Below are 20,283 nucleotides of genomic sequence, written 5' to 3' on the forward strand. Positions count from 1 at the left end.
CGCGGGGATGACGGACTAGGTCAGTCAGCAGCCGCCGCGGGCTTGGCCGCCGACCCCTTCCACTTCAACCCGAGCAGCAGCCCCAGCATCGGCACCCGCCGCGCCACCGCATATGTCGCCCAGCACCCCGCCACCGTCGCCGCCAGGATGATCGCGAACTCCGTGCCGGGGTTCAGGCGATAGGGCGTCAGCGCGTGGCCGACGACGACGATGATCGTCTGGTGCGCGATGTAATAGGGAAATACCGCCTCGGTCAGATAGCGCCGGATCGGCGCGTCGCGGTTGAGGCGGAGCTGCGCCAGCGCCAGCAGCCCGACGATCGCGCCCCACATATGCGCGGCGCGCAGCAGGCGGACGAGCGTCAGCCCCGGCTCGGTCGCGTCACCGTCGCCGTAGTAAAGCTCGTAGGCGACGATCGCGAAGTAACCCACCACCGCGAACAGCGCCGCCGGCTTCCACAGCGCCGCGATCGCCCGCCACGGCGCCTCGCTCTTCGCCAACCCCACGCCGAACAGGAACAGCCCGCCGTAAACGACGTGATTATACCAATCGTCGACCAGCGCATGGGTATCGCCGAAGATCGGGTAGAGCGTCACCCGCGCCAGCCACAGCAGCAGGATCGGCAGCCACAGCAGCCGCGCCCCGCTGAACAGCCGCTCGAACCCGCGCTGCAGCGCCGCCTTCGCGCCCGCCGGCAACAGCGCCGCGAACAGCGCCAGCACGATCGTGTAGAGCCACAGATAAGCGACGAACCATAGGTGGTTGTAGGTCGGCAGCGCGATGCCGTCGCCGACCATACGGAAGGTGAAATAGTCGTGCGTCCAGAAATGCCAGAAGTCTTGGCGGTAACCGAACTTCGCCTGCATCTCCGCCCAGGGCTGCGGCGCCACGAACAGGATGATGCCGGCGGCGAGCGGGATCAGCAGACGGCCCGATCGCTGCCAGGCGAAGCGGCCCGGCGCCGCCATCTTGTCGAGCAGGAAGCGCGACGCGACGCCCGAGACGAGGAACAGCAGCGCCAGCCGCCAGGCGTTGGTGGCGAGCATCGGGATCTGCACCCAGTCCATCGGCTCGGCTGTCTTTACGTGCCAGTCCCACGGCACGAAGAACATGCCGATATGATAGAAGATCAGCAGCCCGAACGCGCCGATGCGCAGCCAGTCGAGCCCGTAATGCCGTTCCATGTTCCGCCTCATCCCTTGCAGCCGACACGGCGATGGCTAATCGTGGCACGCGCCGGATGACGAGGCGAGAGGGGCGAGTGGCGGCAGGCATGGGATGTCGGCGGACGGGCCAGTGATGAACGGCGGGTGGCGCGGGATGAGCGGCGGCGCGCCCCGCGTCTGGCTGATCGGTTTGGCGATCATCGCCGGCTTCATGATCGTTCACCTGATCGTCAATTCATCGAGCCTGATCGACGAACTCGCGCGCGAAGGCAGCGACGTTCCCGACTGGATGCCGTGGACTTGGGAGGCGACCAGTGTCGTCGGCTGGCTGGCCGTACTGCCCCTGATCGCCGTCGCCGTTCTTCGCCTGCGCCCGCCGTGGCTGTCGTGGCGGGCGACCGTCGCCACGCACCTGCTGATGACCTTGCCCGTATCGCTGCTCCACGTCGGCATCATGATGGGGCTGCGCCAGATCATCCACGCGGCGATGGGCTCACCCTACCGCCCGTCGGACAGCGTGCAGGCCATCCTGCTCTATGAGTGGCGCAAGGATGCCGTCGACTATGTGACGCTCGCGCTGACGCTGGCGGTCATCCATTGGCTCGCGCACCGCGCCGACGAAACGCCGGTGGCGGCAACGCCCGCCCCCGAACCCACCCGCCTCGAAGTCCGCGACGGCAGCCGCACCCTCTGGCTCGCCCCCGCCGATCTCCGCTGGGCCGAAGCCGCCGGCAATTATGTCGAGCTGCACACCGAAACCGGCCCGCTGCTTCACCGCATCACACTCGCCGCGCTCGAACAGGAGCTGGCACCGCACGGCTTCGTCCGCATCCACCGCTCACGGCTGGTGCGGCGCGACGCGGTGCGCTCGATCGAAACCAACGCCTCGGGCGATTTCGAGGCCATCCTCGCCGACGGCACCCGCGTTGCCGGCAGCCGCCGCTACCGCAGCACGCTCGACGGCTAGCACGGAACCGCCGCGACGATCGGCCGGTTTCGACGCCATGATCCACCATGTCTCCGTCGGCTCGAACGATATCGCCCGGGCGCGGTCCTTCTACGATCCGCTGATGGCGCTGCTCGGCATGCCGCTGCTGGCCGCGGGCGATACCGCGCTCGACTATGGCTCGGGCGACATCCAGTTTAGCGTCGAGACACCGGTCGACGGCCATCCGGCGTCGGTCGGCAATGGCGTCCATGTCGCGTTTCAGGCGCGCGACCGGGCGGCGGTGCGCGAGTTCCATCGGCTCGGGCTCGCCAATGGTGGAAGTGATGCCGGCGAGCCCGGCGTTCGCCCCGACTATGACGCGAACTACTTCGGCGCTTTCCTGCGCGATCCCGACGGCAACAAGGTCGAGGCGCTGACGTTCGCGGCCGAATAGCCGCGCAAGCTTTGAATCGCGTCCACCTTGATGCGCGAACGAAAGTTGCGCCCCGTCAAAAAGCGGAGCCTGCCCTACCCGCCGGTCGAAACCGCGTCCGCAATTGCTTGACGTACCCGCCCCCGCCCGCTTGAAGGGGCGCGACCTGAGGGAGGGTCGTTGCGACGATGTTCAAGAAGATCCTGATCGCCAACCGGGGCGAGATCGCCTGCCGCGTCATCAAGACCGCCCGCCGCATGGGCATCCAGACGGTGGCGGTCTACTCCGATGCCGACGCCGCGGCGCTGCACGTGCAGATGGCCGACGAGGCCGTCCGCTTGGGGCCCCCGCCCGCCGCCGAAAGCTACCTGCTCGGCGAAGCGATCATCGCGGCGTGCAAGGCGACGGGCGCCGAAGCAGTTCACCCCGGCTATGGCTTTCTCTCCGAACGTGAATGGTTCGCCAAGCGCCTGGCCGAAGAGAATATCGCCTTCATCGGCCCGCCGCCGAACGCGATCGCCGCGATGGGCGACAAGATCGAGTCGAAGAAGCTGGCCAAGCAGGCCGGCGTCAACGTCGTCCCCGGCTATGTCGGCGAGATCGACGATACCGAGCATGCCGTCCGCATCGCCAACGACATCGGCTATCCGGTGATGATGAAGGCCTCGGCCGACGGCGGCGGCAAGGGCATGCGCCTCGCCTTCTCCGAAGCCGACGTTCGCGAAGGCTTCGAGGCGACCAAGCGCGAAGGCCTCGCCAGCTTCGGCGACGACCGCGTGTTCATCGAGAAGTTCGTCGAGCAGCCGCGCCACATCGAAATCCAGGTGCTTGGCGATAAGCACGGCAACATCGTCTATCTGGGCGAGCGCGAATGCTCGATTCAGCGCCGTCACCAGAAGGTCGTCGAGGAGGCGCCGTCGCCCTTCGTCACGCCCGCGATGCGCAAGAACATGGGCGAGCAGGCGGTTCGCCTCGCCGCCGCCGTGGGCTATTACAGCGCCGGCACCGTCGAGCTGATCGTGTCGGGCACCGACACCACCGGCCAGGGCTTCTACTTCCTCGAGATGAACACCCGCCTGCAGGTGGAGCATCCGGTCACCGAGGCGATCACCGGCCTCGACCTCGTCGAACAGATGATCCGCGTCGCCTATGGCGAGAAGCTGACCTTCACGCAGGACGACGTGAAACTGAACGGCTGGGCCGTCGAGACGCGCGTCTATGCCGAAGACCCCTATCGCGGCTTCCTGCCGTCGATCGGCCGTCTCACCGCCTACCAGCCGCCCGTCGCCGAAAATGGCGTGCGCGTCGATACCGGCGTCGTCGAGGGCAGCGAGATCTCGATGTTCTACGATCCGATGATCGCTAAGCTCATCACCCACGGAAAGACCCGCGAGGAGGCGATCGACAAGCAGGTCGGCGCGCTCGACGATTACGTCCTGCGCGGCATCGGCCACAACATCGACTTCCTGTCGGCGGTGATGCAGCATCCGCGCTTCCGCAGCGGCAACATCACCACCGGCTTCATCGCCGAGGAATATCCCGACGGCTTCACCGGGGCCGCCGTCTCCGACGAGACCCGCCACGACCTCATCGCGCTGGCCGCCGCGATCCACGGTATCCGCATCGAGCGGGAATCGATGATCGACAACCAGCTCGCCGGCCACGGCGCCGTCTATGGCGAGGATTGGGTGGTGGCGATCGGCAAGGAGAAGGTGCCGGTCAAGGTCGAATCCTTGGGCGACCGCTTCATCGTCAGCCACGGCGACCATGAGCATGAGATCGAGACCGCGTGGAAACCCGGCGCCGCCAGCTTCGTCGCCACCGTCGACGGCCGCCGCGTCGCGGCGCAGGTCGAACGGCGCGCGGTCGGCTACCGCGTGACACTGCGTGGCGCGATCCACGACGTGCGGGTGATGACGCCGCGCGCCGCCGAGCTCGCCGGCTACATGATCGAGAAGATCCCGCCCGATCTCTCGAAGTTCCTGCTCTGCCCGATGCCCGGCCTCGTCGTGTCGATCTCGGCGCAGGAAGGCGACCGAGTCGAGGCCGGCCAGGCGCTCGCCATCGTCGAGGCGATGAAGATGGAAAACATCCTCCGCGCCGAGAAGACCGCCACGGTGAAGGCGGTGCGCGCCAAGGCGGGCGAAAGCCTCGCCGTCGACGCCGTCATCATGGAGTTCGAATGATCCGCGCGGCGCTGCTGCTCGCGCTCGCTGCGCCTGCGGCGGCGCAGGCCGCGACGCTGACCGTCGAAGGCCTCGGCGCGCCGCAGCCGTTCGACGCCGCAGCACTCGCAGCCCTTCCGGCCGCCACCGCCGGCATCGACGCCCACGGCAAGAAGCTCGACTGCACCGGCGTCTGGCTCGCCGACCTGCTGGCGAAAGCCGGTGCGCCGGCGGGCGACAAGCTGCGCGGGCCGCTGCTGGCGGGCACCGTCACCGCCATGGCCCGCGACGGCTACCGCGTCACCTTCTCATTGGGCGAGATCGACAAGAGCCTCGGCAAGGCGCCGGTGCTGGTCGCCACCCAGTGCAACGGCGCCCCGCTTGGCGAAGACGGCCCCTACCGCCTGATCGTCAGCGGCGACAGCCGCCCGGCCCGCGCCGCGCGGATGATCGAGAGACTGGTCGTGTCACTGCCTGCCGTGCCCGCCGCCAAGGACGCGCAAAAGCACTAGTTTCTCCTCTCCCTTGAGGGGAGAGGAAGGGGCCCGCCGCACAGCGGTGGGAAGGTGAGGGTGATGCCGCGGCTTGCGGCCGACCTCACCATCGAGCCCGCCCGGAGATCACCCTCACCCTCCCAGCTTCGCTGGGCCCCTCCCTCTCCCCTCAAGGGAGAGGGGATTTAGCTCCGGCAGAAGACCTGGCTCGGCGGCCGGAAGGTGCATTCCGCCTGACGCCCGCCGCGGCTCAGCCGCACCACCAGCCCGCTGCCATCGGTCGCCAGCCGCTGCACATCGCCGACCGTCGCCACGCGCTGGCCGTTGAGCGCATCGATGATGTCGCCCGGCTGCAGGAAGTTAAGCCGCGCCGCCGGCGCGCGGGGGTCGACGCGCACCACCACCACGCCGCGCTCGGGCAGTCCCGCGCCGAGTTCCTGCGCGAACGCCGGCGACAGATTGCCGACCGTCACGCCCGCCAGCAGATTGTTGCCAGCCACCGTCGTCAGACTGCGCGCCGGCGTCTCGGGCGGCGCGGCAAGACGCAGCGGCACGTTGCGCGCAGCACCATCGCGCACCAAGGTCGCGGTCACCGTCTCGCCGACCGTCTGCGTCGCCATGCGGTAGCGTAGCATGCCGGGGTCGCCGACCTCCTTGCCGTCGATCGCGTAGATCACGTCACCGGCGCGCAGGCCCGCCGCCGCCGCGGGGGAACCCGCCGTCACACCAGTGACCAGCACGCCGATCGGTCGGTCGAGGCCGACGCGCGTCGCGGTATCCGGCGTCACCGGCTCGCCCTCGACGCCGATCCAGGCGCTGACCAGCTTTCCGGTCTTCGCCTGCTGCAGGAAGCTGCGCACCATGTTCGCGGGAATCGCGAAGCCGACGCCGTTCGAGCCGCCCGAGCGTGAGAAGATCGCGGTGTTGATGCCGACGATCGAGCCGTCCATCGCGACGAGCGCGCCGCCCGAATTGCCCGGATTGATCGGCGCGTCGGTCTGCAGGAAGAATTGATAGTCGGAGATGCCGACCCCGGTGCGCGCCACCGCGGAGACGATGCCGTGCGTCACCGTCTGGCCGACGCCGAACGGATTGCCGATGGCGAGCACGACGTCGCCGACCTCGGCCCGATCCGAATCGCCGAGGCGCGCGACGGGCAAGGTCGCGCCCTTGATGTCCATCTGCAGCACCGCGAGATCGGTGCGCGGGTCGGCGAACAGCAGCTTGGCGCTGTATTGCCGGCGGTCGGCAAGCGCGACGAGGATCTCGGTCGCGCCCTCGATGACATGGTTGTTGGTGACGACGAGGCCGCTTGCCTCGACGATCACGCCCGAGCCCAGCGACTGCTCGACGCGCGGCCGCGCCATGCGCCCCTGTCCGAAGAACAGGTCGTAGAAGGCGTTGGGCCGCTGCTGCGTCACCCGCTCGGTGTAGATGTTGACCACCGCGGGCGAGACGCGCTTCGCCACCGGCGAATAGGACATCATCAGCTGCGCCGGGTTGGCCGGCACCGCGCGCTCGGGTTGCGCCCCGGCGGCCTGCGCGGCAAGTGCCGCCGCCTGTTGCGCGGTCGCGGTCGGGCTGTGCCCGTCGATGGTGAAGGCAAGGGCAAGGCCGGCAACGCCGCCCACCAGCAACAGCCAGGCTTTCTTCAGCACGTTGGTCGTCTCCGGATCGTCAAATCGTCTGCGCGTCTAATCTGGTTACGGGCGCGACGGTTCAAAGCCCCTGCGCAAGCATGTCGCGGACGTATTCGGAGAGGTAGGATTTGCAGCGGCTGCGGCGAAGCCGCTCGGCGCGCAGGATCGACCTGATCTGGTCGAGGCAGGTATCGAAGTCGTCGTTCACCAGCACATAGTCATACTCGCCCCAGTGGCTGATCTCGCTGGCGGCGCGGCTCATCCGGTCGGTGATCACCTGCTCGCTGTCGGTGCCGCGCGAACGCAACCGCTTCTCCAGCTCGGGCAACGACGGCGGCAGGATGTAGACGCTGACCACGTCCTTGCTGTCGCGCGCCTTCAGCTGCTGTGTGCCCTGCCAGTCGATGTCGAACAATATGTCCTTGCCGTGCGACAGCGCCTCGCGCACCGGCTCGCGCGGCGTGCCGTAGCGCTTGCCGAACACATGCGCCCATTCGAGCAGCGCGCCGGATTCGACGAGGCCGTCAAACGCCGCGTCATCGATGAAATGATAGTCGACGCCGTCCTTTTCGCCGACGCGCGGCCCGCGCGTGGTGGCGGAAACCGACAGCGAAATGTCGGCATCCTCGGCGAGGATTCGCTTCGCCATCGAGGTCTTGCCGGCACCCGAGGGCGAGGCGAGCACGAACATCAGGCCGCGGCGCGGCGGCGGCGGGGTTTCGAGCGGGTCGTCGACGGTCACGGCGCGGTGATGCGGTGCGCGACGCCCAAGGTCAAGGCTGACGCGGCGGCTCACCCATGCCATGAGGCGCGCCATGGACACGATTCTCGTCGACCTCGACGGCACCCTCACCGACCCCGCCGCCGGCATCATCGCCGCCGTCCGCCACGCCCTGACGACGCTCGGGCAAGTACCTCCCGCCCCCGAGGAGCTGCGCTGGGTGATCGGCCCGCCGCTGCGCCACAGCTTCCCGCGCCTGCTCGGCGACGGCTGCGACGTCGAGGCGGCGGTCGCCGCCTACCGCGAGCATTATGGCGCCGGCGGCCTGTTCGACGCCGCGGTCTACGATGGCATCTTCGACGCGCTCGCCGTGCTGAGGGCGCGGCCCGCGCGGCTGCTGGTCTGCACCGCCAAGCCACAGCATTTCGCCACCCGCGTCCTCGATCATTTCGACCTGTCGGCGCGCTTCGACGGCATCTACGGCCCCGATCTCGAGGGTAGGCTCGACGACAAGGGCGACCTCATCGCGCACATGATCGACGTCGAAGGCTTCGATCCAGCGCACGCCGTGATGATCGGCGACCGCGGTTCGGACGTCACCGCCGCCAGGCGCCACGGCATCCCGACCGTCGGCGTGCTCTGGGGCTACGGCAGCCGCGAGGAACTGCAAGAAGCCGGCGCGGCAGTGCTGTGCGCCTCGCCGGCAGAACTGCCCGAGATCGTCGGCAGCCTACAGTAGCTCGCTGATAATCCTCCCCGGCACGGGGAGGGGGACCCTGCGCAGCAGGGTGGAGGGGTCACGCCGTCTCCACCCCACCACCGCCTCCGGCGGTCCCCCTCCCCTTCCAGGGGAGGATACGACGGAAACGCTAGGCCTCGCCGAGCATCTGTTCGGGACGTACCACCCGCCGGAACGTCTCCTCGTCGACGAGGCCCAGTTCCAGCCCCGCCTCGAGCAGCGACAGGCCTTTGGCATGCGCATGCCGCGCGATCTTCGAGGCGGCGTCGTAACCGATCTCGGGCGCGAGCGCCGTCACCAGCATCAGCGAGCGCTCGACCAGTTCGGTCAGCCGGTCGCGATTGGGCTCCATGCCCGCCACCGCCCGGTCGGCGAACGACACAGCGGCATCCGCCAGCAGCCGGATCGACTGCAGCACATTGTAGGCAATCACCGGCTTGAACACGTTGAGCTCGAGGTGGCCTTGCGCGCCGCCGACCGTCACGGCGACGTGATTGCCCATCACCTGCGCCGCCACCATCGTCAGCGCCTCGCACTGCGTGGGATTGACCTTCCCCGGCATGATCGAGCTGCCCGGCTCGTTCTCCGGCAGCGCCAGCTCGCCGATACCCGCGCGGGGACCGCTGCCCAGCAGCCGCAGGTCGTTGGCGATCTTGTTGAGGCTCACCGCCAGCACGTTGAGCGCGCCCGACAGCTCGACCATCGTGTCGTGGCTGGCCAGCGCCTCGAACTTGTTGGGCGCGGTCTCGAACGGCAGGCCGGTAGTCGTCGCGATCTCGGCGGCGATGTCCTTCCCGAAGCCCGCCGGCGCGTTGATGCCGGTGCCGACCGCGGTGCCACCCTGCGCCAGCCGGTGCAGCCGCGGCAGCACCGCCTCGACGCGCGCGATGCCGTCGCTCACCTGCCAGGCATAGCCGGACAGCTCCTGGCCGAGCGTCATCGGCGTCGCGTCCTGCATATGCGTGCGGCCGATCTTGATGAGGTCGGCCCAGGCCTTCGCCTTGGCATCGAGCGCCGCGTGGAGATGCCTGAGCGCCGGGATCAGCCGGTCGGCCACCTCGCGCGCCGCCGCGACGTGCATCGCGGTCGGGAAGGTATCGTTCGACGATTGCGCCATGTTGACGTGGTCGTTCGGATGCACCGGCGTCTTGCCGCCGCGCGTGCCGGCGAGCAGTTCGTTGGCCCGCCCCGCGATCACCTCGTTGGCGTTCATGTTGGTCTGGGTGCCCGACCCGGTCTGCCAGACCACCAGCGGAAACTGGTCGTCATGCGCGCCGGCGGCCACCTCGCCCGCCGCCTGCTCGATCGTCGGCGCGATGTCGGCGCCGAGCGCGCCCGAGCGCGCGTTCACCCGCGCCGCTGCCTGCTTGACGACGCCGAGCGCGCGGATCAGCGGCACCGGCATGCGCTCGCCGCCGATGGGGAAGTTCTCGATCGATCGCTGGGTCTGTGCGCCCCAATAGGCGTTGTCGGCGACCTCGATGGGGCCGAAGCTGTCGGTTTCGGTGCGGGTGCCCGTCACTTTTTCCGGCCAGCTATTTTTTCCGGAACGCGTCGAGCGTGACGACGTTCGACCCGTCCTCGCGGGCGGCGACCTCTTCGGCGGTCAGCGGCACCGGCGCGGGCTCGGCCTCCTCGCCGTCCTCGTCCTCGATCACCGGCGCCTGGAACTGCAGCGCGAAATTGACCGCCGGATCGACGAAACCGGTGATCGCCGAATAGGGGATGGTTAGCTTGGCCGGCACCTGGTTGAACGACAGGCCGATCGAGAACTGGTCCTCGAGGATCTGCAGATCCCAATAGCGGTGCTGGATGACGATGGTCATCTCGTCGGGATAGCGCTCCGACAGATGCTTCGGCAGATCGACGCCCGGCGCGCGCGTCTTGAACGCGATGTAGAAATGATGATTGCCGGGCAGCCCGCCGGCCGCCTCGATGTCGGTCAGCACGCGCCGCACGACCGAGCGCAAGGCTTCCTGCACGATCTCGTCGTACGGAATGAGGCTTTCGGGCGGCGTTTCGCTGTTCATGAAGGGGCTCCCAGCGGTCGCCGCCTAGGTGGCGCGGCGGGAGGGGCCGGTCAAGCGGCAGCGACGAAAAATCCCATCCACCCTCGCGGGGAAGATAGGGGCCTCGCGGGGAAGATTAGGGCTTCGGCTGGCGGGCGCGGTCCTGTAGCGTCGCGCCCGCAATCGAAGCGGGGAGGAAGTGAATGGGCCGGTTGATGGTTTGGCTGGTGATCGCCGCGGCGCTGGCCGGCGGGCTGTTTGCCGCCTCGCCCTATTATACGCTGGCGCAGATGTCGGCGGCGGTGGCCGAGCGCGACGACGCCAAATTCGCGTCCTACGTCGATTTCGAAGCGATCCGGAACGACATGAAATCCTCGGTGCAGGAGGAGATGCTCGGCGCGATCGAGGAGCGCGGCGATGTCGGCGATACCGCAGGCGCGGCGGGCATGGCGCTCGGCATGCTGCTCGCCGACCGCATGGTCGACGGCGCGGTCAGCCCTGAGGCGCTGAAGCTGATTTTCGAACGCATGCGCGATTCGGCGCTGCGCGACGTCGACCCGTCCAACCCCTCGTCGATCAGGAAGCTGTTCGAGAACACGACCGTCGACTGGCGCGGCCTCTCCGAATTTCGGCTGGTCAACGAGAATGACGCGCGCGCGCCTGAGCTGATCTTCCATCGCAGCGGGCTGCTGTCGTGGAAGCTGAGCGGCATCCAGCTCAACGACGAGCCGGCGGCGGACGCTTAAAATTTGGGAAAGGTGGGGAGCTTCTGTTGCTCGGGGCTCCCCAGCCCGCCGGTTTCCACTTCTGTTGCCCGGTGTGGTCCCTACCGCGCTTTTGGCCAGTTTAACTTCGTCCGTTAGGACTTAGTTACGCTGCAATCGCGAATGCCTCGTTGTCGTTGGCATTTGTGGATTTGAACGGTTTAACGGCTCATTCAGGCCGGGCGAAAGCATTCGTCTTTCAACACACGTCGATCCTAGTTCGGCCCCCTCGTTCCGCCGGCCTGCGGGCGACAACCCGGCAGGCAAACGTTGGAAAACTGGTGGAGCCGCCGGGTACCGCCCCCGGGTCCGCTGCGCCTATTTCACGACGCCATTTATCGCCATATCCGGGCAAGCCCGGCACCTCTGATATAGGACTGCTGAGCGCGGGGGACAAGGTGCCACCCGCTCCTCCCCTGGAAGGGGAGGGGGACCGCCGCAGGCGGTGGAGGGGTGGAAGCGCCGGCCCCTCCACCCTGCTGCGCAGGGCCCCCCTCTCCGTTCCGGGGAGGATATCTCAGTGGAAATCCCGGCTCTTCGGCACCACCCGCACATCGCGCGGGTGCCGCCCGCCGGTTTGCCACGATCCGGGCAGCGGCCGCTTCACATGGTCGGCGGGCGCCACCGGCATCGGCGCCTCCTGGTCGGACAGGCGGGTCAGGTCATGCGACACGTCGCGCATCGACCGCGCGACGATATGGACGATCGGCACCGCCGGGCCATGTTCGCCCTCCACCGGGTGCAAGGGCTTCGGCGCCCGCTCGCGGTCGAGCCGCTCGACCGTCCCCTGGATCACCATCACCCGCGCCGCCATCACCACCGGGCGGAACTGCTCGAACAGCCGCGGCCAGACGACGATGTTGGCGATGCCGGTCTCGTCCTCGACGGTGATGAACACGACCCCCGACCCGCCCGGCCGCTGCCGGATCAGCACGACGCCTGCCACGCAGATGCGCGCGCCATGCTTCGCCTTGGCCACCTCGGCGCAGGTCATCACCCCCTGGCGCGCATAGATCGGCCGCAGAAACTCCATCGGATGCCCGCGCAGCGACAGCCGCGTGGCGCGATAATCGTCGATGACATTCTCGCTGGCGGTGAGCAGCGGCAGCGCCACCGTCGGATCGGCCCGCCGCTCGCCTTGTTCAGCAAACAGCGGCAACGGCTTCAACGTCACCACTTTCTTCGCCGCCCACAGCCCCTGCCGCCGGTCGAGCCCCAGCGAATGAAAGGCATCGGCCTTCGCCAGCGCGTTCAGCGCCTTGATGCCGAGGTCGGCACGGTGGAGGAAATCGTCGAAGTCACGGTAGCCGTCACCCCGATGCGCCGCGATCCATTCGCCGGCGGTCTCCGCCAGCCCATCGATCTGCCGCAGCCCCAGCCGCACCGCGAACCGCCCGCCGCCCTGCGGCTCCAGCGTGCAATCCCAGTCCGATGCATTGATGCACGGCGGCCGAACCTCCACCCCATGCTCCTCCGCATCCCGCACGATCTGCGCCGGCGCGTAAAAGCCCATCGGCTGCGAGTTCAGGAGAGCGGCGCAGAACACCTCGGGGTGGAAGCATTTGATCCACGACGAGATGTAAACCAGGTGCGCAAACGAGGCCGCGTGGCTCTCGGGGAAGCCATACTCCCCGAAACCTTTGATCTGGTTGAAGCAGCGCTGGGCAAAATCGCGGTCGTAGCCGCGCTTCACCATGTGCTCGACCATCCGTTCTTCATGGTTGCTGATGATGCCGCGATTGCGGAAAGTCGCCATCGCCTTGCGGAGCTCATGCGCTTCTTCGTGCGAAAACTCCGCCGCCACCATGGCGATCCGCATTGCCTGTTCCTGAAACAGCGGCACGCCGAGCGTCTTGTTGAGGATTGGCTCTAATTCGTTATCGCCGCCATCTTTCCGCGGCGGATATAGCGCTTTTTCCAATCCATCACGCCGGCGAAGATAGGGGTGAACCATATCGCCCTGGATCGGTCCCGGGCGAACGATTGCGACTTCGACCACCAGATCATACCATTTTCGCGGCTTCAGCCGCGGCAGCATGTTCATCTGCGCCCGGCTCTCGATCTGGAAGACGCCGATCGTGTCTGCCGCACAGATCATGTCGTAGACCTTGGTGTCGGTCGGCTCGAGCGACTTCAGATCGATGCGCTTCCCTTTGTGCGCCTTGATCAGATCGAAGCTCTTCTGGATGCAGGTCAGCATCCCCAAGGCGAGCACATCGATCTTGAAGATGTTCAAGACATCGATGTCGTCCTTGTCCCATTCGATAAAGGTCCGGTTTTCCATCGCTGCGTTGCCGATGGGGACAGTTTCCTCGAGCAATCCGCGCGTGATGACGAAGCCCCCGACATGCTGCGACAGATGGCGCGGCATGCCGTTCAATAACCCCGCCAATTCCAACGTCTTGGCAATGCGCATATCGTCAGGCGACATGCCGATTTTGGTGAGGCGCTCCTCGTCGGGGCCGCTGCCATAGGAACCCCAGATCGTACTGACCAAAGCACGGGTGACATCTTCAGTCAGGCCCAGAACCTTGCCTACTTCGCGCAACGCCAGGCGCGGCCGAAAATGGATGACCGTCGCGGCAATCCCGGCCCGGTCGCGCCCATAGCGACCGTAGATATATTGGATGACCTCTTCGCGGCGCTCATGCTCGAAATCGACATCGATATCGGGCGGGTCGGTGCCGCTTTCATCCGCTGACAGGAAACGTTCGAACAGCAGGTCGACCTCGACCGGGTTCACATTGGTGATGTCGAGGCAGAAGCAGATCACCGAATTGGCAGCGGACCCGCGCCCTTGGCAGAGAATGGGCGGATTACCGTTATCGGGGTTGCGCGCCCATCGAACGATATCGTGGACGGTGAGAAAATAAGGGGCGTAGTTTCGCTTGGCGACGAAGGTCAATTCGTCGTTGATGCTCTTTTCCACCTTGGCCGGAATGCCAGCCGGAAATAGACGCTGCGCGCCCTCACGAACCAGATTCTCAAGGTGAGCCTGAGGTGAAAGACCCGGAGGAACCGGCTCGTCTGGATATTGGTAGGAAACCTGACGCATGTCGAAGCGGCACGCCTCGGCGATATTCAGCGTTGCCCTCAGCGCATGCTCATAACCTTTGAACAATCGGGCCATCTCCGCGGGTGGCTTCAGATGACGTTCGGCATTCGCCGCCAGATGAAAGCCGGCATCGATGAGTTTGCATTTTTCCCGAATGCAGGTGACCACATCAGCCAGTTCGCGACGCGAAGAATCGTGGTAGCGGATATCATTCGTCGCGAGCAGGGGAACACCTGCCGTGATCGCCGTACGGTCGAGGAAGGCGATGCGTCGACGATCGTCGCCTTGATAGAGGTGATTGGCGACCAGATAGAGCGGCCCCTGCAATCGTTCACGAAGTAGGTGAAGCTGACGGGCCGCCGGGCCAACGCCCGCCTCAATGTCGAAGCGTGGCAGATGCGCGAAAACTGTCCCCTGCGAAAACTCGGCAACATCATCAATACCGAGATCGCATTTGTTCTTGGGCGCCCGCATTTTACCACGCGTAAGCAGCCGACATAAGCGACCGAACGCATCGCGATCTGTCGGCCAAGCCAACATTTCGGCGCCGTCCCGAAGCACCAACCGGCAGCCGACGATCAGCGGGTAATCGCGGATTAGCCGGGCTTCCTTGTGCATGCGCACGACGCCCGCAAATGTATTGCGATCGGTAACACCGATCGCCGCGAGGCCCAGTTCGACGGCGCGAGGGACCAGCTCGTTTGCATGACTCGCCCCCTCCAGAAACGAGAAGCCCGTCGCCACCTGCAGTTCGGCATAGCCGGTCACGGGAACAGGCCGTGCATGTGCCAGCTCGGCGGCGGCTCGTCGCCAAAGACGCCGCGCCGGAACAGCCAGAAGCGGCGGCCGGCGTCGCCTTCGACAATGAAATAATCCCGAGGCCGCTCCTCGCGGCGCCACCATTCGGGGGCGATGCGCTCGGGGCCCATGGCCCGGGCGACGTCATGGCGGATACGCCGCCAGGTGAACGCTTGCGGCGGGCCATCGGGGACTTCGGCAAGCGCCACCTCGACGGCCTCGGGCGGATCGAGCAGTTGCGGCGGGCGGTTGCCGCGCCCCGGCGCGTCGCTCCATTCGGCCTCGGCGGGCGCGACATGGCGGGCGGCGCGCTCGGGAATATGGCTGCCGTGCGCGGCGATCCCGAACACCCGCTCTCGCCCCAGCCGGTTCGCCACCAGATCGGCATAGGCCAGCCGGTCGCGCGCCTCGCGGCTGGCCATCAGCCCGGCTTGTTCGACCGACAGCGGCTCGACCAGCAGCGCCTCCAGCCGCAGCGCGTCGATACCGAAGCCGGGGACGATCGTCTCGATGCGGTCGCGCGCCAGTCGCATGACATGCGCGACCGATCGGGTCGGCAGCCCGAAGCGCAGCTCGAAGCCGCTCGATTCCCCGTCGGTGCAGGTCGCGCCGAAACGCATGTGCCGCGCGCCGAGGCCCGCCGCCCGCAGCTTCGCCGCCAGTTGCTTCGCCAGCAGCTCCAGCCAGTTCTCGATCTGCGCCGCCTCGAGGATGGGGGCGGCGAAGCGGCGAACGACGCGGTGCGGCGCCGGCGGCTCGATCGGGTCGAGCGGCTCGGGCGCGTCGCCGAGCGCGCGGTCGAGCCGCAGCACGCTGTCGTCGCGCAGCCGCGCGGTCAGCGCCCGCCGCTCGATCCCCAGCAGTTCGCCGATCCGCCGCAGCCCGAAGCGCGCGAGCAAATCGACGTTCGCCGCCGACAGCCGCAGCCCGGCAACCGGCAGCGGCGCCAGCGCCTCCCGTGTCGCCGCGCGATCGGACGCGACGATCCGGCCATTGTCGAAGCGTGCCAGCGCCCAGGCCGCCCCCGCCGTGCCGGCGATCGCCGCCTGCGGGCTGAGGCCGATGGTGCGCAGCCGCTCGGTGAGTTCGCCGAGCAGCCGTTTCTCGCCGCCGAACAGATGGCTCACCCCCTCGATGTCGAGGAACAGCGCGTCGCGGCCGTCGATCGCCACCACCGGCGTGAAGCGCAGGCACCAGCCGGCGAGCCGCGCGAGGAAATCGGCATCGGCCTCGCGGTCGATCGGCTCGATATGAAGCTCGGGCACCATCGCGCGCGCGTCGGCGAGCCGCTGCCCGGCGAACAGGCCGAGCGCGGTGGCGGGGGCGTTCAGCGCCGCGACCTCAAGCCCGTGCGGCCCGGCCTCGCTCAGCGCGAACGGCACCCGCGACGGCCGGTGCGCGCGGCCCCGTTTCCGGCGCAGCCGCTCGATCGGCAGGTGCGGCAGCCAGAGCGAAACGATGCGTCTGCTCATCCCAGTCAAGCTCCCAAGGGCCGGCCGGGGCGCTGCCCCGCGACCGTGCCAGTTCGACGCGCCAGCGCGGGAGCCCCGGCGCCTCGACATCATAAATGTCCCCGCCCGACAGGCGCGCCGCGACCCGCCAGATCGTCGAGGCGGCGGACGGCAGATCCTGCCCCGGCCCATCGACGAGCAGGCAGGGCGTCGCCCGCTCCGCCGCCGCCAGCGCCAGCCGCCGCGAGGCGGTGAAGTCGAGCGCGAGGCCGGTGCCGATCAGCAGCCCGAAGGCACCGCACTTCAGCGCCTCCTCCAGCGCCCAGCCGCCCTCCGACGCCTTCTTGGCCTCGACCACCAGCAGCTGCGCGGGGTCGCAGCCGTAGCGGACGAGGCCGGGGGCATAAGGGTGCCCCCATTCATGCGCGTGCCTCGCCGTCGACACCCACAGCAGCCCGCCGCGGCTGGCGCTTTGTGAGGCCATCGCCAGCGCGAACCCCTGCGCCGCCGGCACGTCGCCGATCTCCGCGGCGCGCAGCGCGTGCAGCGTCCGCGCCAGCCGCCCGCCGAGCGCCAAATCCACCTCGGCCACGCCCAGTCGCCATGCCGCCTCGCCCGCCGCTTCCTCGGCGGCGAGCAGCCGCGGATGTCCCTCGATCCGCGCCACCACCTGGCGCAGATCGGACAGCGAGGTCGGTTCCGTGGCGACTCGACTCATGGTCATTTGTTCCTGTTTTGTTCGATTCAGGGTGCAAGAGTCAACGCCGCCGCACGCCCTCGGTGCCACGCACCTCCATGACACTTTGATGACAGAAAGCGGGAACCGTCGGGGCGGCGCAGCCGTCTCCCCATCATGACCGCCGCCGATCTGAACCTGTCGATCCCCGATATGCTGCTACGCCTCGGCGTCGCCGCCGTCGTCGGCCTCATCCTCGGCCTCGACCGCGAGCTGAAGGGCATCCCGGCGGGCCTGCGCACCCATGCGCTGGTCAGCCTCAGTTCGGCGGCGATCACCTATTCGGCGCTGGAAATCCATGTGCAGCTCTGGACGGCGGGTGACCCGGCCACCGACCCTTTGCGCGTCGTGCAGGGCCTCGCGCAGGCGATCGGCTTCATCGCCGCCGGCATGATCTTCGTGAACCGCGGCGGCGGGGTGAAGAACATGACCTCGGCGGCGAACCTGTGGTTGGCGACCGCCGTCGGCGTGGCCTCGGGTGCCGGCCAATATGCGCTGGTGGCGGCGACGACGGCGATTGGCGTCGCGCTGCTGACGGCGGTGCGGCTGTTCGAGAATCATGCGCCCCGAAAAAAGCGGGACCCCGCACCTGAAAGCTTGGACTAAGCCGTCAGGTGCAGGATCCCGCTGGGTACGCAAACGCTACTCAACAAGGAGCCTCGTCGAAATCCGGAACAGGGGAGGCCGGTGCGAGGCGTCTTCAGGGTCAAGGCCCGTCCGACAACCGCTGAATGCACCAGCAGCGTAACGATCACGATTGCGGGAAACTACGACCTGTATTTCCACTTAGGTGTCGGCAGCATCAGCTCTTTTTCAGCCGCTGCCCCACCTCGGCGACGCGCAGATAGCGGTCGAGCATGCCCTGATTGATGCGGTCCCAGTCATAGCGCTGCGCCGCCGCCAGCCCCGCCGCACCCGCCGTCGCGCGCGCTTCCGGATTGGCGACATAATAAGCGATGGCATCGGCGCTGGCATCGACATCGTCGGGGCTGGTCAGGATGCCGTTGATGCCGTCGGCAACGAGGCTCAGCGAACCGGTGGCGCGCGCGGCGACGACCGGCAGGCCGCTCGCCATCGCTTCCAAGGTCACGTTGCCGAACGTCTCGGTCGACGACGGGTTGAACATCAGGTCCGACGACGCATAGGCGCGGGCGAGATTGGTGCCCGTCTGGTAGCCGGCGAAGATCGCCTGCGGCGCCTGCGCCTCGATCCACGGCCGCGCCGGTCCCTCGCCGACCACCAGCGCCTTGTAGGGCACGCCGCGCTCGTCGAGCTTGGCCAGCGTCGCCGCCAGCACGTCCAGGCCCTTTTCGAGCACCAGCCGCGCGACGAACAGCACAACCACCTCGTCGTCGCCGATACCGATCGACCGGCGCCATTCGAGGTCGCGGCGCGCCGGGTTGAACATCACCTTGTCGATGCCCCGGCTCCAGATCGCGACACGGCGCGACATGCGCTGGTCGGTCAGCACCGCCGCCATGCTCTCGCTCGGCGCGTAGATTTCGTGGCAGCGGCGATAGAGCCGGCGTAGGATTGTCTCGCCCACCGTCTGCAGCCAGGCGCCGCGGTAGTAGCGGAAATAGGTCTCGAACCGCGTGTGGACGCTCGCCACGACGGGCACGCCGTTGCGGCGGCCCCAAGTCGCGGCGCGGTGGCCGACGATGTCGGGCGACGCGATGTGCACGACATGCGGGTCGAAGCGCTTCACGTCGGCCTTGGCGCCGCCGGCGAGGCCGAAGCCCAGCCGGTATTCGCCGCGGCCGGGTAGCGGCACCGATGGGATCGACACCAAGGTTCCCGCCGGCTCGAAGGCGGGCGTGTCGGTCGTCGGCGAATAGACGCGCACCGTCGCGCCCTGGCTTTCGACATAGCGCACAAGGCGGTTCAGCGCCTGGTTGGCGCCGTCGCGGACGTAATTGTAGTTGCCCGTGAACAGGGCAATTCGAAGTTCTGAGGACTGCATTTCGCGGCTTTTACCCGCGATCGTTGCGATTCCGAAAGCCCCGCCCCTCAAGCTTTCCGTTACGGCACCGTTATTCCCCGTGGTTGCCGGCCACGGTGGTTCGGCAGATGATGACGATGAAAGAAGCGAGCCTTGCCCCCGATGTCTCATGCTTCCGCCGTGCGCCTGACGCATGCCCTGCCCCTCGCGTTCGCGCTGGCCTTCGCCTGGCCGGAGGCGGTCGATGCTGGAATGTACGTCCCCTCGCCGATGGGGCCAACGCATAGCCTGACGACCGCCGCGCCCGAGATGCCGAAGCTCGTCGGCCTGCCGACCGCCGGTGTCGACCGCGAAGGCCGCAGCCTGTCGCTTTCCGTCCCGACGCATTTGAGCCTCTACGGCCTCGCCCGCGCCGATGAGCTGGCGGTGCGCACCGTCGTCCATTCAACGGGGAGCGGCGGCGCCCGCCTCGGCCTCGCGCTCGACCAGCCGGTGGCGAATGCCGCCAGCGCCGGCGACTATGTCGGCGTGCTCAGGGTGTCTCTCGACTATAATTGAAACGGCCTGCGGCGGGGGCGCGTCACTACGCGCCCTTTGCCTTCGCCCCCCAGCACGCTAGGGGCGAAACGATGAAGTTCCAGATCGATGACGCCCGCGCCGACATGCAGCTCCGCAAGATCGGGCTGCAGCTCGCCATTTCCGGCCTCCGCATCGTCGAGGAGTATCGCCGCGTCTATGGCGAGGACAACGACCGGGTAATGATCATCCTCGCCGTCGTCGCCAGCACGCTCGAACGCGCCATCCGCAACGACGAGACCGGCGAGATCGCCGACCTGCGGCAGACCCTGCCCGACGAGCTGATGAGCCCGTGCAACGTCGCGTCGATCTCGATCGCTACCGGCCTGCCGCGCGAGACGGCGCGGCGCAAGGTCAACGCGCTGATCGGCGAGGGCATCCTGAAGCGCGACCGCCGCGGCGTGCTCACCTTCGTCAACGGCATCGGCCAGAAGCCGATCGTCTATCAGATGCTGCGCAAGCAGGCGGGCGAGATCGCGCGCCTCGCGACCGTGTTCAGCGAAGCCGGCATCATGGTGCCGATGAACGGCGCGCCGCTGGCCCTCGTCGAGGACGACAAGCGCGCCGCCTGAGGCTCCCGCCTCGCCCCCAATCATCGCCGGGAAAAGAATGGGCGGACTTCCCGTTGAGGAAGCCCGCCCAGTTTGCCAGCCGTTTTCTGAACCC

At 67.7% G+C, this 20,283-nt stretch carries 18 protein-coding genes and 1 other RNA gene; 9 read left to right on the forward strand and 10 right to left on the reverse strand.

The window, feature by feature from the left end:
• Positions 1–20 precede the first annotated feature (20 nt).
• Positions 21–1,184 (reverse strand): acyltransferase family protein, encoded by a 1,164-nt coding sequence (locus ACFOMD_RS05485; protein ID WP_380858078.1) that lies wholly within the window; start codon positions 1,182–1,184, stop codon positions 21–23.
• A gap of 115 nt (positions 1,185–1,299) precedes the next feature.
• Between ACFOMD_RS05485 and ACFOMD_RS05490 the strand changes: the two genes are divergently transcribed.
• From ACFOMD_RS05490 to ACFOMD_RS05505, 4 genes are all read left to right on the forward strand, one after another.
• The gene (locus ACFOMD_RS05490; RefSeq protein WP_380858081.1) at positions 1,300–2,133 is read left to right on the forward strand and encodes a LytTR family DNA-binding domain-containing protein; all 834 of its coding nucleotides are present in this window, start codon (positions 1,300–1,302) and stop codon (positions 2,131–2,133) included.
• 37 nt (positions 2,134–2,170) lie between these two features.
• On the forward strand, positions 2,171–2,548 hold the full coding sequence (locus ACFOMD_RS05495; RefSeq protein ID WP_380858084.1) for a VOC family protein: 378 nt from the start codon (positions 2,171–2,173) through the stop codon (positions 2,546–2,548).
• A gap of 167 nt (positions 2,549–2,715) precedes the next feature.
• Positions 2,716–4,713: an acetyl-CoA carboxylase biotin carboxylase subunit gene (locus ACFOMD_RS05500; RefSeq protein WP_380858087.1), complete on the forward strand. Its 1,998-nt coding sequence runs from the start codon at positions 2,716–2,718 to the stop codon at positions 4,711–4,713.
• A complete protein-coding gene (locus ACFOMD_RS05505; protein WP_380858090.1) occupies positions 4,710–5,204 on the forward strand; it encodes a hypothetical protein in 495 nt (164 codons plus the stop codon). Before ACFOMD_RS05500 ends, ACFOMD_RS05505 begins: the two co-directional genes overlap by 4 nt.
• A gap of 167 nt (positions 5,205–5,371) precedes the next feature.
• On the opposite strand, the gene ACFOMD_RS05510 is transcribed toward ACFOMD_RS05505, so the two are convergent.
• Together ACFOMD_RS05510 and gmk are read right to left on the reverse strand one after the other, a co-directional pair.
• Positions 5,372–6,844 (reverse strand): Do family serine endopeptidase, encoded by a 1,473-nt coding sequence (locus tag ACFOMD_RS05510; RefSeq protein ID WP_380858093.1) that lies wholly within the window; start codon positions 6,842–6,844, stop codon positions 5,372–5,374.
• Positions 6,845–6,905: 61 nt separating this feature from the next.
• Positions 6,906–7,517, reverse strand: coding sequence for a guanylate kinase (gene gmk / locus ACFOMD_RS05515; protein ID WP_380859570.1), 612 nt, complete (start codon positions 7,515–7,517; stop codon positions 6,906–6,908).
• A 124-nt stretch (positions 7,518–7,641) separates the two neighbouring features.
• On the opposite strand from gmk, the gene ACFOMD_RS05520 reads away from it, so the two are divergent.
• The gene (locus ACFOMD_RS05520) at positions 7,642–8,286 is read left to right on the forward strand and encodes an HAD hydrolase-like protein (RefSeq protein ID WP_380858096.1); all 645 of its coding nucleotides are present in this window, start codon (positions 7,642–7,644) and stop codon (positions 8,284–8,286) included.
• A gap of 130 nt (positions 8,287–8,416) precedes the next feature.
• Here ACFOMD_RS05520 and fumC read toward each other — a convergent pair whose 3' ends face one another.
• Together fumC and ACFOMD_RS05530 are read right to left on the reverse strand one after the other, a co-directional pair.
• Positions 8,417–9,808 carry a class II fumarate hydratase gene (fumC, locus tag ACFOMD_RS05525; protein ID WP_380858099.1) on the reverse strand — a complete coding sequence of 464 codons (1,392 nt, stop codon included), beginning with the start codon at positions 9,806–9,808 and terminating at the stop codon, positions 8,417–8,419.
• A gap of 13 nt (positions 9,809–9,821) precedes the next feature.
• Entirely contained in the window at positions 9,822–10,316 is a 495-nt protein-coding gene (locus tag ACFOMD_RS05530) for an SspB family protein (protein WP_380858102.1), read from the reverse strand.
• Between the two features lie 182 nt (positions 10,317–10,498).
• On the opposite strand from ACFOMD_RS05530, the gene ACFOMD_RS05535 reads away from it, so the two are divergent.
• A complete protein-coding gene (locus ACFOMD_RS05535) occupies positions 10,499–11,041 on the forward strand; it encodes a DUF2939 domain-containing protein (protein WP_380858105.1) in 543 nt (180 codons plus the stop codon).
• 50 nt (positions 11,042–11,091) lie between these two features.
• Here the strand turns inward: ACFOMD_RS05535 and ssrA are convergent.
• The 4 genes from ssrA to ACFOMD_RS05555 form a co-directional block, all read right to left on the reverse strand.
• Positions 11,092–11,460, reverse strand: a transfer-messenger RNA (tmRNA) gene (ssrA, locus tag ACFOMD_RS05540).
• Positions 11,461–11,576: 116 nt separating this feature from the next.
• Complete coding sequence (locus tag ACFOMD_RS05545; RefSeq protein WP_380858108.1) at positions 11,577–14,882, reverse strand: error-prone DNA polymerase; 3,306 nt, start codon at positions 14,880–14,882, stop codon at positions 11,577–11,579.
• Positions 14,879–16,294 carry a Y-family DNA polymerase gene (locus tag ACFOMD_RS05550; protein ID WP_380859574.1) on the reverse strand — a complete coding sequence of 472 codons (1,416 nt, stop codon included), beginning with the start codon at positions 16,292–16,294 and terminating at the stop codon, positions 14,879–14,881. The genes ACFOMD_RS05545 and ACFOMD_RS05550 overlap by 4 nt, the downstream gene beginning before the upstream one ends.
• Positions 16,254–17,087: an ImuA family protein gene (locus tag ACFOMD_RS05555; protein WP_380858111.1), complete on the reverse strand. Its 834-nt coding sequence runs from the start codon at positions 17,085–17,087 to the stop codon at positions 16,254–16,256. The genes ACFOMD_RS05550 and ACFOMD_RS05555 overlap by 41 nt, the downstream gene beginning before the upstream one ends.
• A 129-nt stretch (positions 17,088–17,216) precedes the next feature.
• On the opposite strand from ACFOMD_RS05555, the gene ACFOMD_RS05560 reads away from it, so the two are divergent.
• The gene (locus tag ACFOMD_RS05560; protein WP_380858114.1) at positions 17,217–17,705 is read left to right on the forward strand and encodes an MgtC/SapB family protein; all 489 of its coding nucleotides are present in this window, start codon (positions 17,217–17,219) and stop codon (positions 17,703–17,705) included.
• Positions 17,706–17,901: 196 nt separating this feature from the next.
• Here ACFOMD_RS05560 and ACFOMD_RS05565 read toward each other — a convergent pair whose 3' ends face one another.
• Positions 17,902–19,062, reverse strand: a complete 1,161-nt coding sequence (locus ACFOMD_RS05565; protein WP_380858117.1) for a glycosyltransferase family 4 protein — start codon at positions 19,060–19,062, stop codon at positions 17,902–17,904.
• Positions 19,063–19,203: 141 nt separating this feature from the next.
• Here ACFOMD_RS05565 and ACFOMD_RS05570 point away from each other — a divergent pair, with 141 nt between their 5' ends.
• Entirely contained in the window at positions 19,204–19,599 is a 396-nt protein-coding gene (locus ACFOMD_RS05570) for a hypothetical protein (RefSeq protein WP_380858120.1), read from the forward strand.
• Positions 19,600–19,670: 71 nt separating this feature from the next.
• Positions 19,671–20,189 carry a hypothetical protein gene (locus ACFOMD_RS05575; protein WP_380858123.1) on the forward strand — a complete coding sequence of 173 codons (519 nt, stop codon included), beginning with the start codon at positions 19,671–19,673 and terminating at the stop codon, positions 20,187–20,189.
• The last annotated feature ends 94 nt before the right edge of the window (positions 20,190–20,283 follow it).

The sequence above is a fragment of the Sphingoaurantiacus capsulatus genome (assembly GCF_042648405.1).
Lineage (GTDB): Bacteria > Pseudomonadota > Alphaproteobacteria > Sphingomonadales > Sphingomonadaceae > Sphingoaurantiacus > Sphingoaurantiacus capsulatus.

Coding starts and splice junctions, on each gene's coding strand:
- ACFOMD_RS05535 (WP_380858105.1), top strand. CDS start 10,499: ATGGGCCGGTTGATGGTTTGGCTGGTGATCGCCGCGGCGCTGGCCGGC.
- ACFOMD_RS05520 (WP_380858096.1), top strand. CDS start 7,642: ATGGACACGATTCTCGTCGACCTCGACGGCACCCTCACCGACCCCGCC.
- ACFOMD_RS05505 (WP_380858090.1), top strand. CDS start 4,710: ATGATCCGCGCGGCGCTGCTGCTCGCGCTCGCTGCGCCTGCGGCGGCG.
- ACFOMD_RS05575 (WP_380858123.1), top strand. CDS start 19,671: ATGAAGTTCCAGATCGATGACGCCCGCGCCGACATGCAGCTCCGCAAG.
- ACFOMD_RS05560 (WP_380858114.1), top strand. CDS start 17,217: ATGACCGCCGCCGATCTGAACCTGTCGATCCCCGATATGCTGCTACGC.
- ACFOMD_RS05565 (WP_380858117.1), bottom strand. CDS start 19,062: ATGCAGTCCTCAGAACTTCGAATTGCCCTGTTCACGGGCAACTACAAT.
- ACFOMD_RS05570 (WP_380858120.1), top strand. CDS start 19,204: ATGTCTCATGCTTCCGCCGTGCGCCTGACGCATGCCCTGCCCCTCGCG.
- ACFOMD_RS05530 (WP_380858102.1), bottom strand. CDS start 10,316: ATGAACAGCGAAACGCCGCCCGAAAGCCTCATTCCGTACGACGAGATC.
- ACFOMD_RS05500 (WP_380858087.1), top strand. CDS start 2,716: ATGTTCAAGAAGATCCTGATCGCCAACCGGGGCGAGATCGCCTGCCGC.
- ACFOMD_RS05555 (WP_380858111.1), bottom strand. CDS start 17,087: ATGACCATGAGTCGAGTCGCCACGGAACCGACCTCGCTGTCCGATCTG.
- ACFOMD_RS05495 (WP_380858084.1), top strand. CDS start 2,171: ATGATCCACCATGTCTCCGTCGGCTCGAACGATATCGCCCGGGCGCGG.
- ACFOMD_RS05490 (WP_380858081.1), top strand. CDS start 1,300: ATGAACGGCGGGTGGCGCGGGATGAGCGGCGGCGCGCCCCGCGTCTGG.
- ACFOMD_RS05485 (WP_380858078.1), bottom strand. CDS start 1,184: ATGGAACGGCATTACGGGCTCGACTGGCTGCGCATCGGCGCGTTCGGG.
- gmk (WP_380859570.1), bottom strand. CDS start 7,517: ATGTTCGTGCTCGCCTCGCCCTCGGGTGCCGGCAAGACCTCGATGGCG.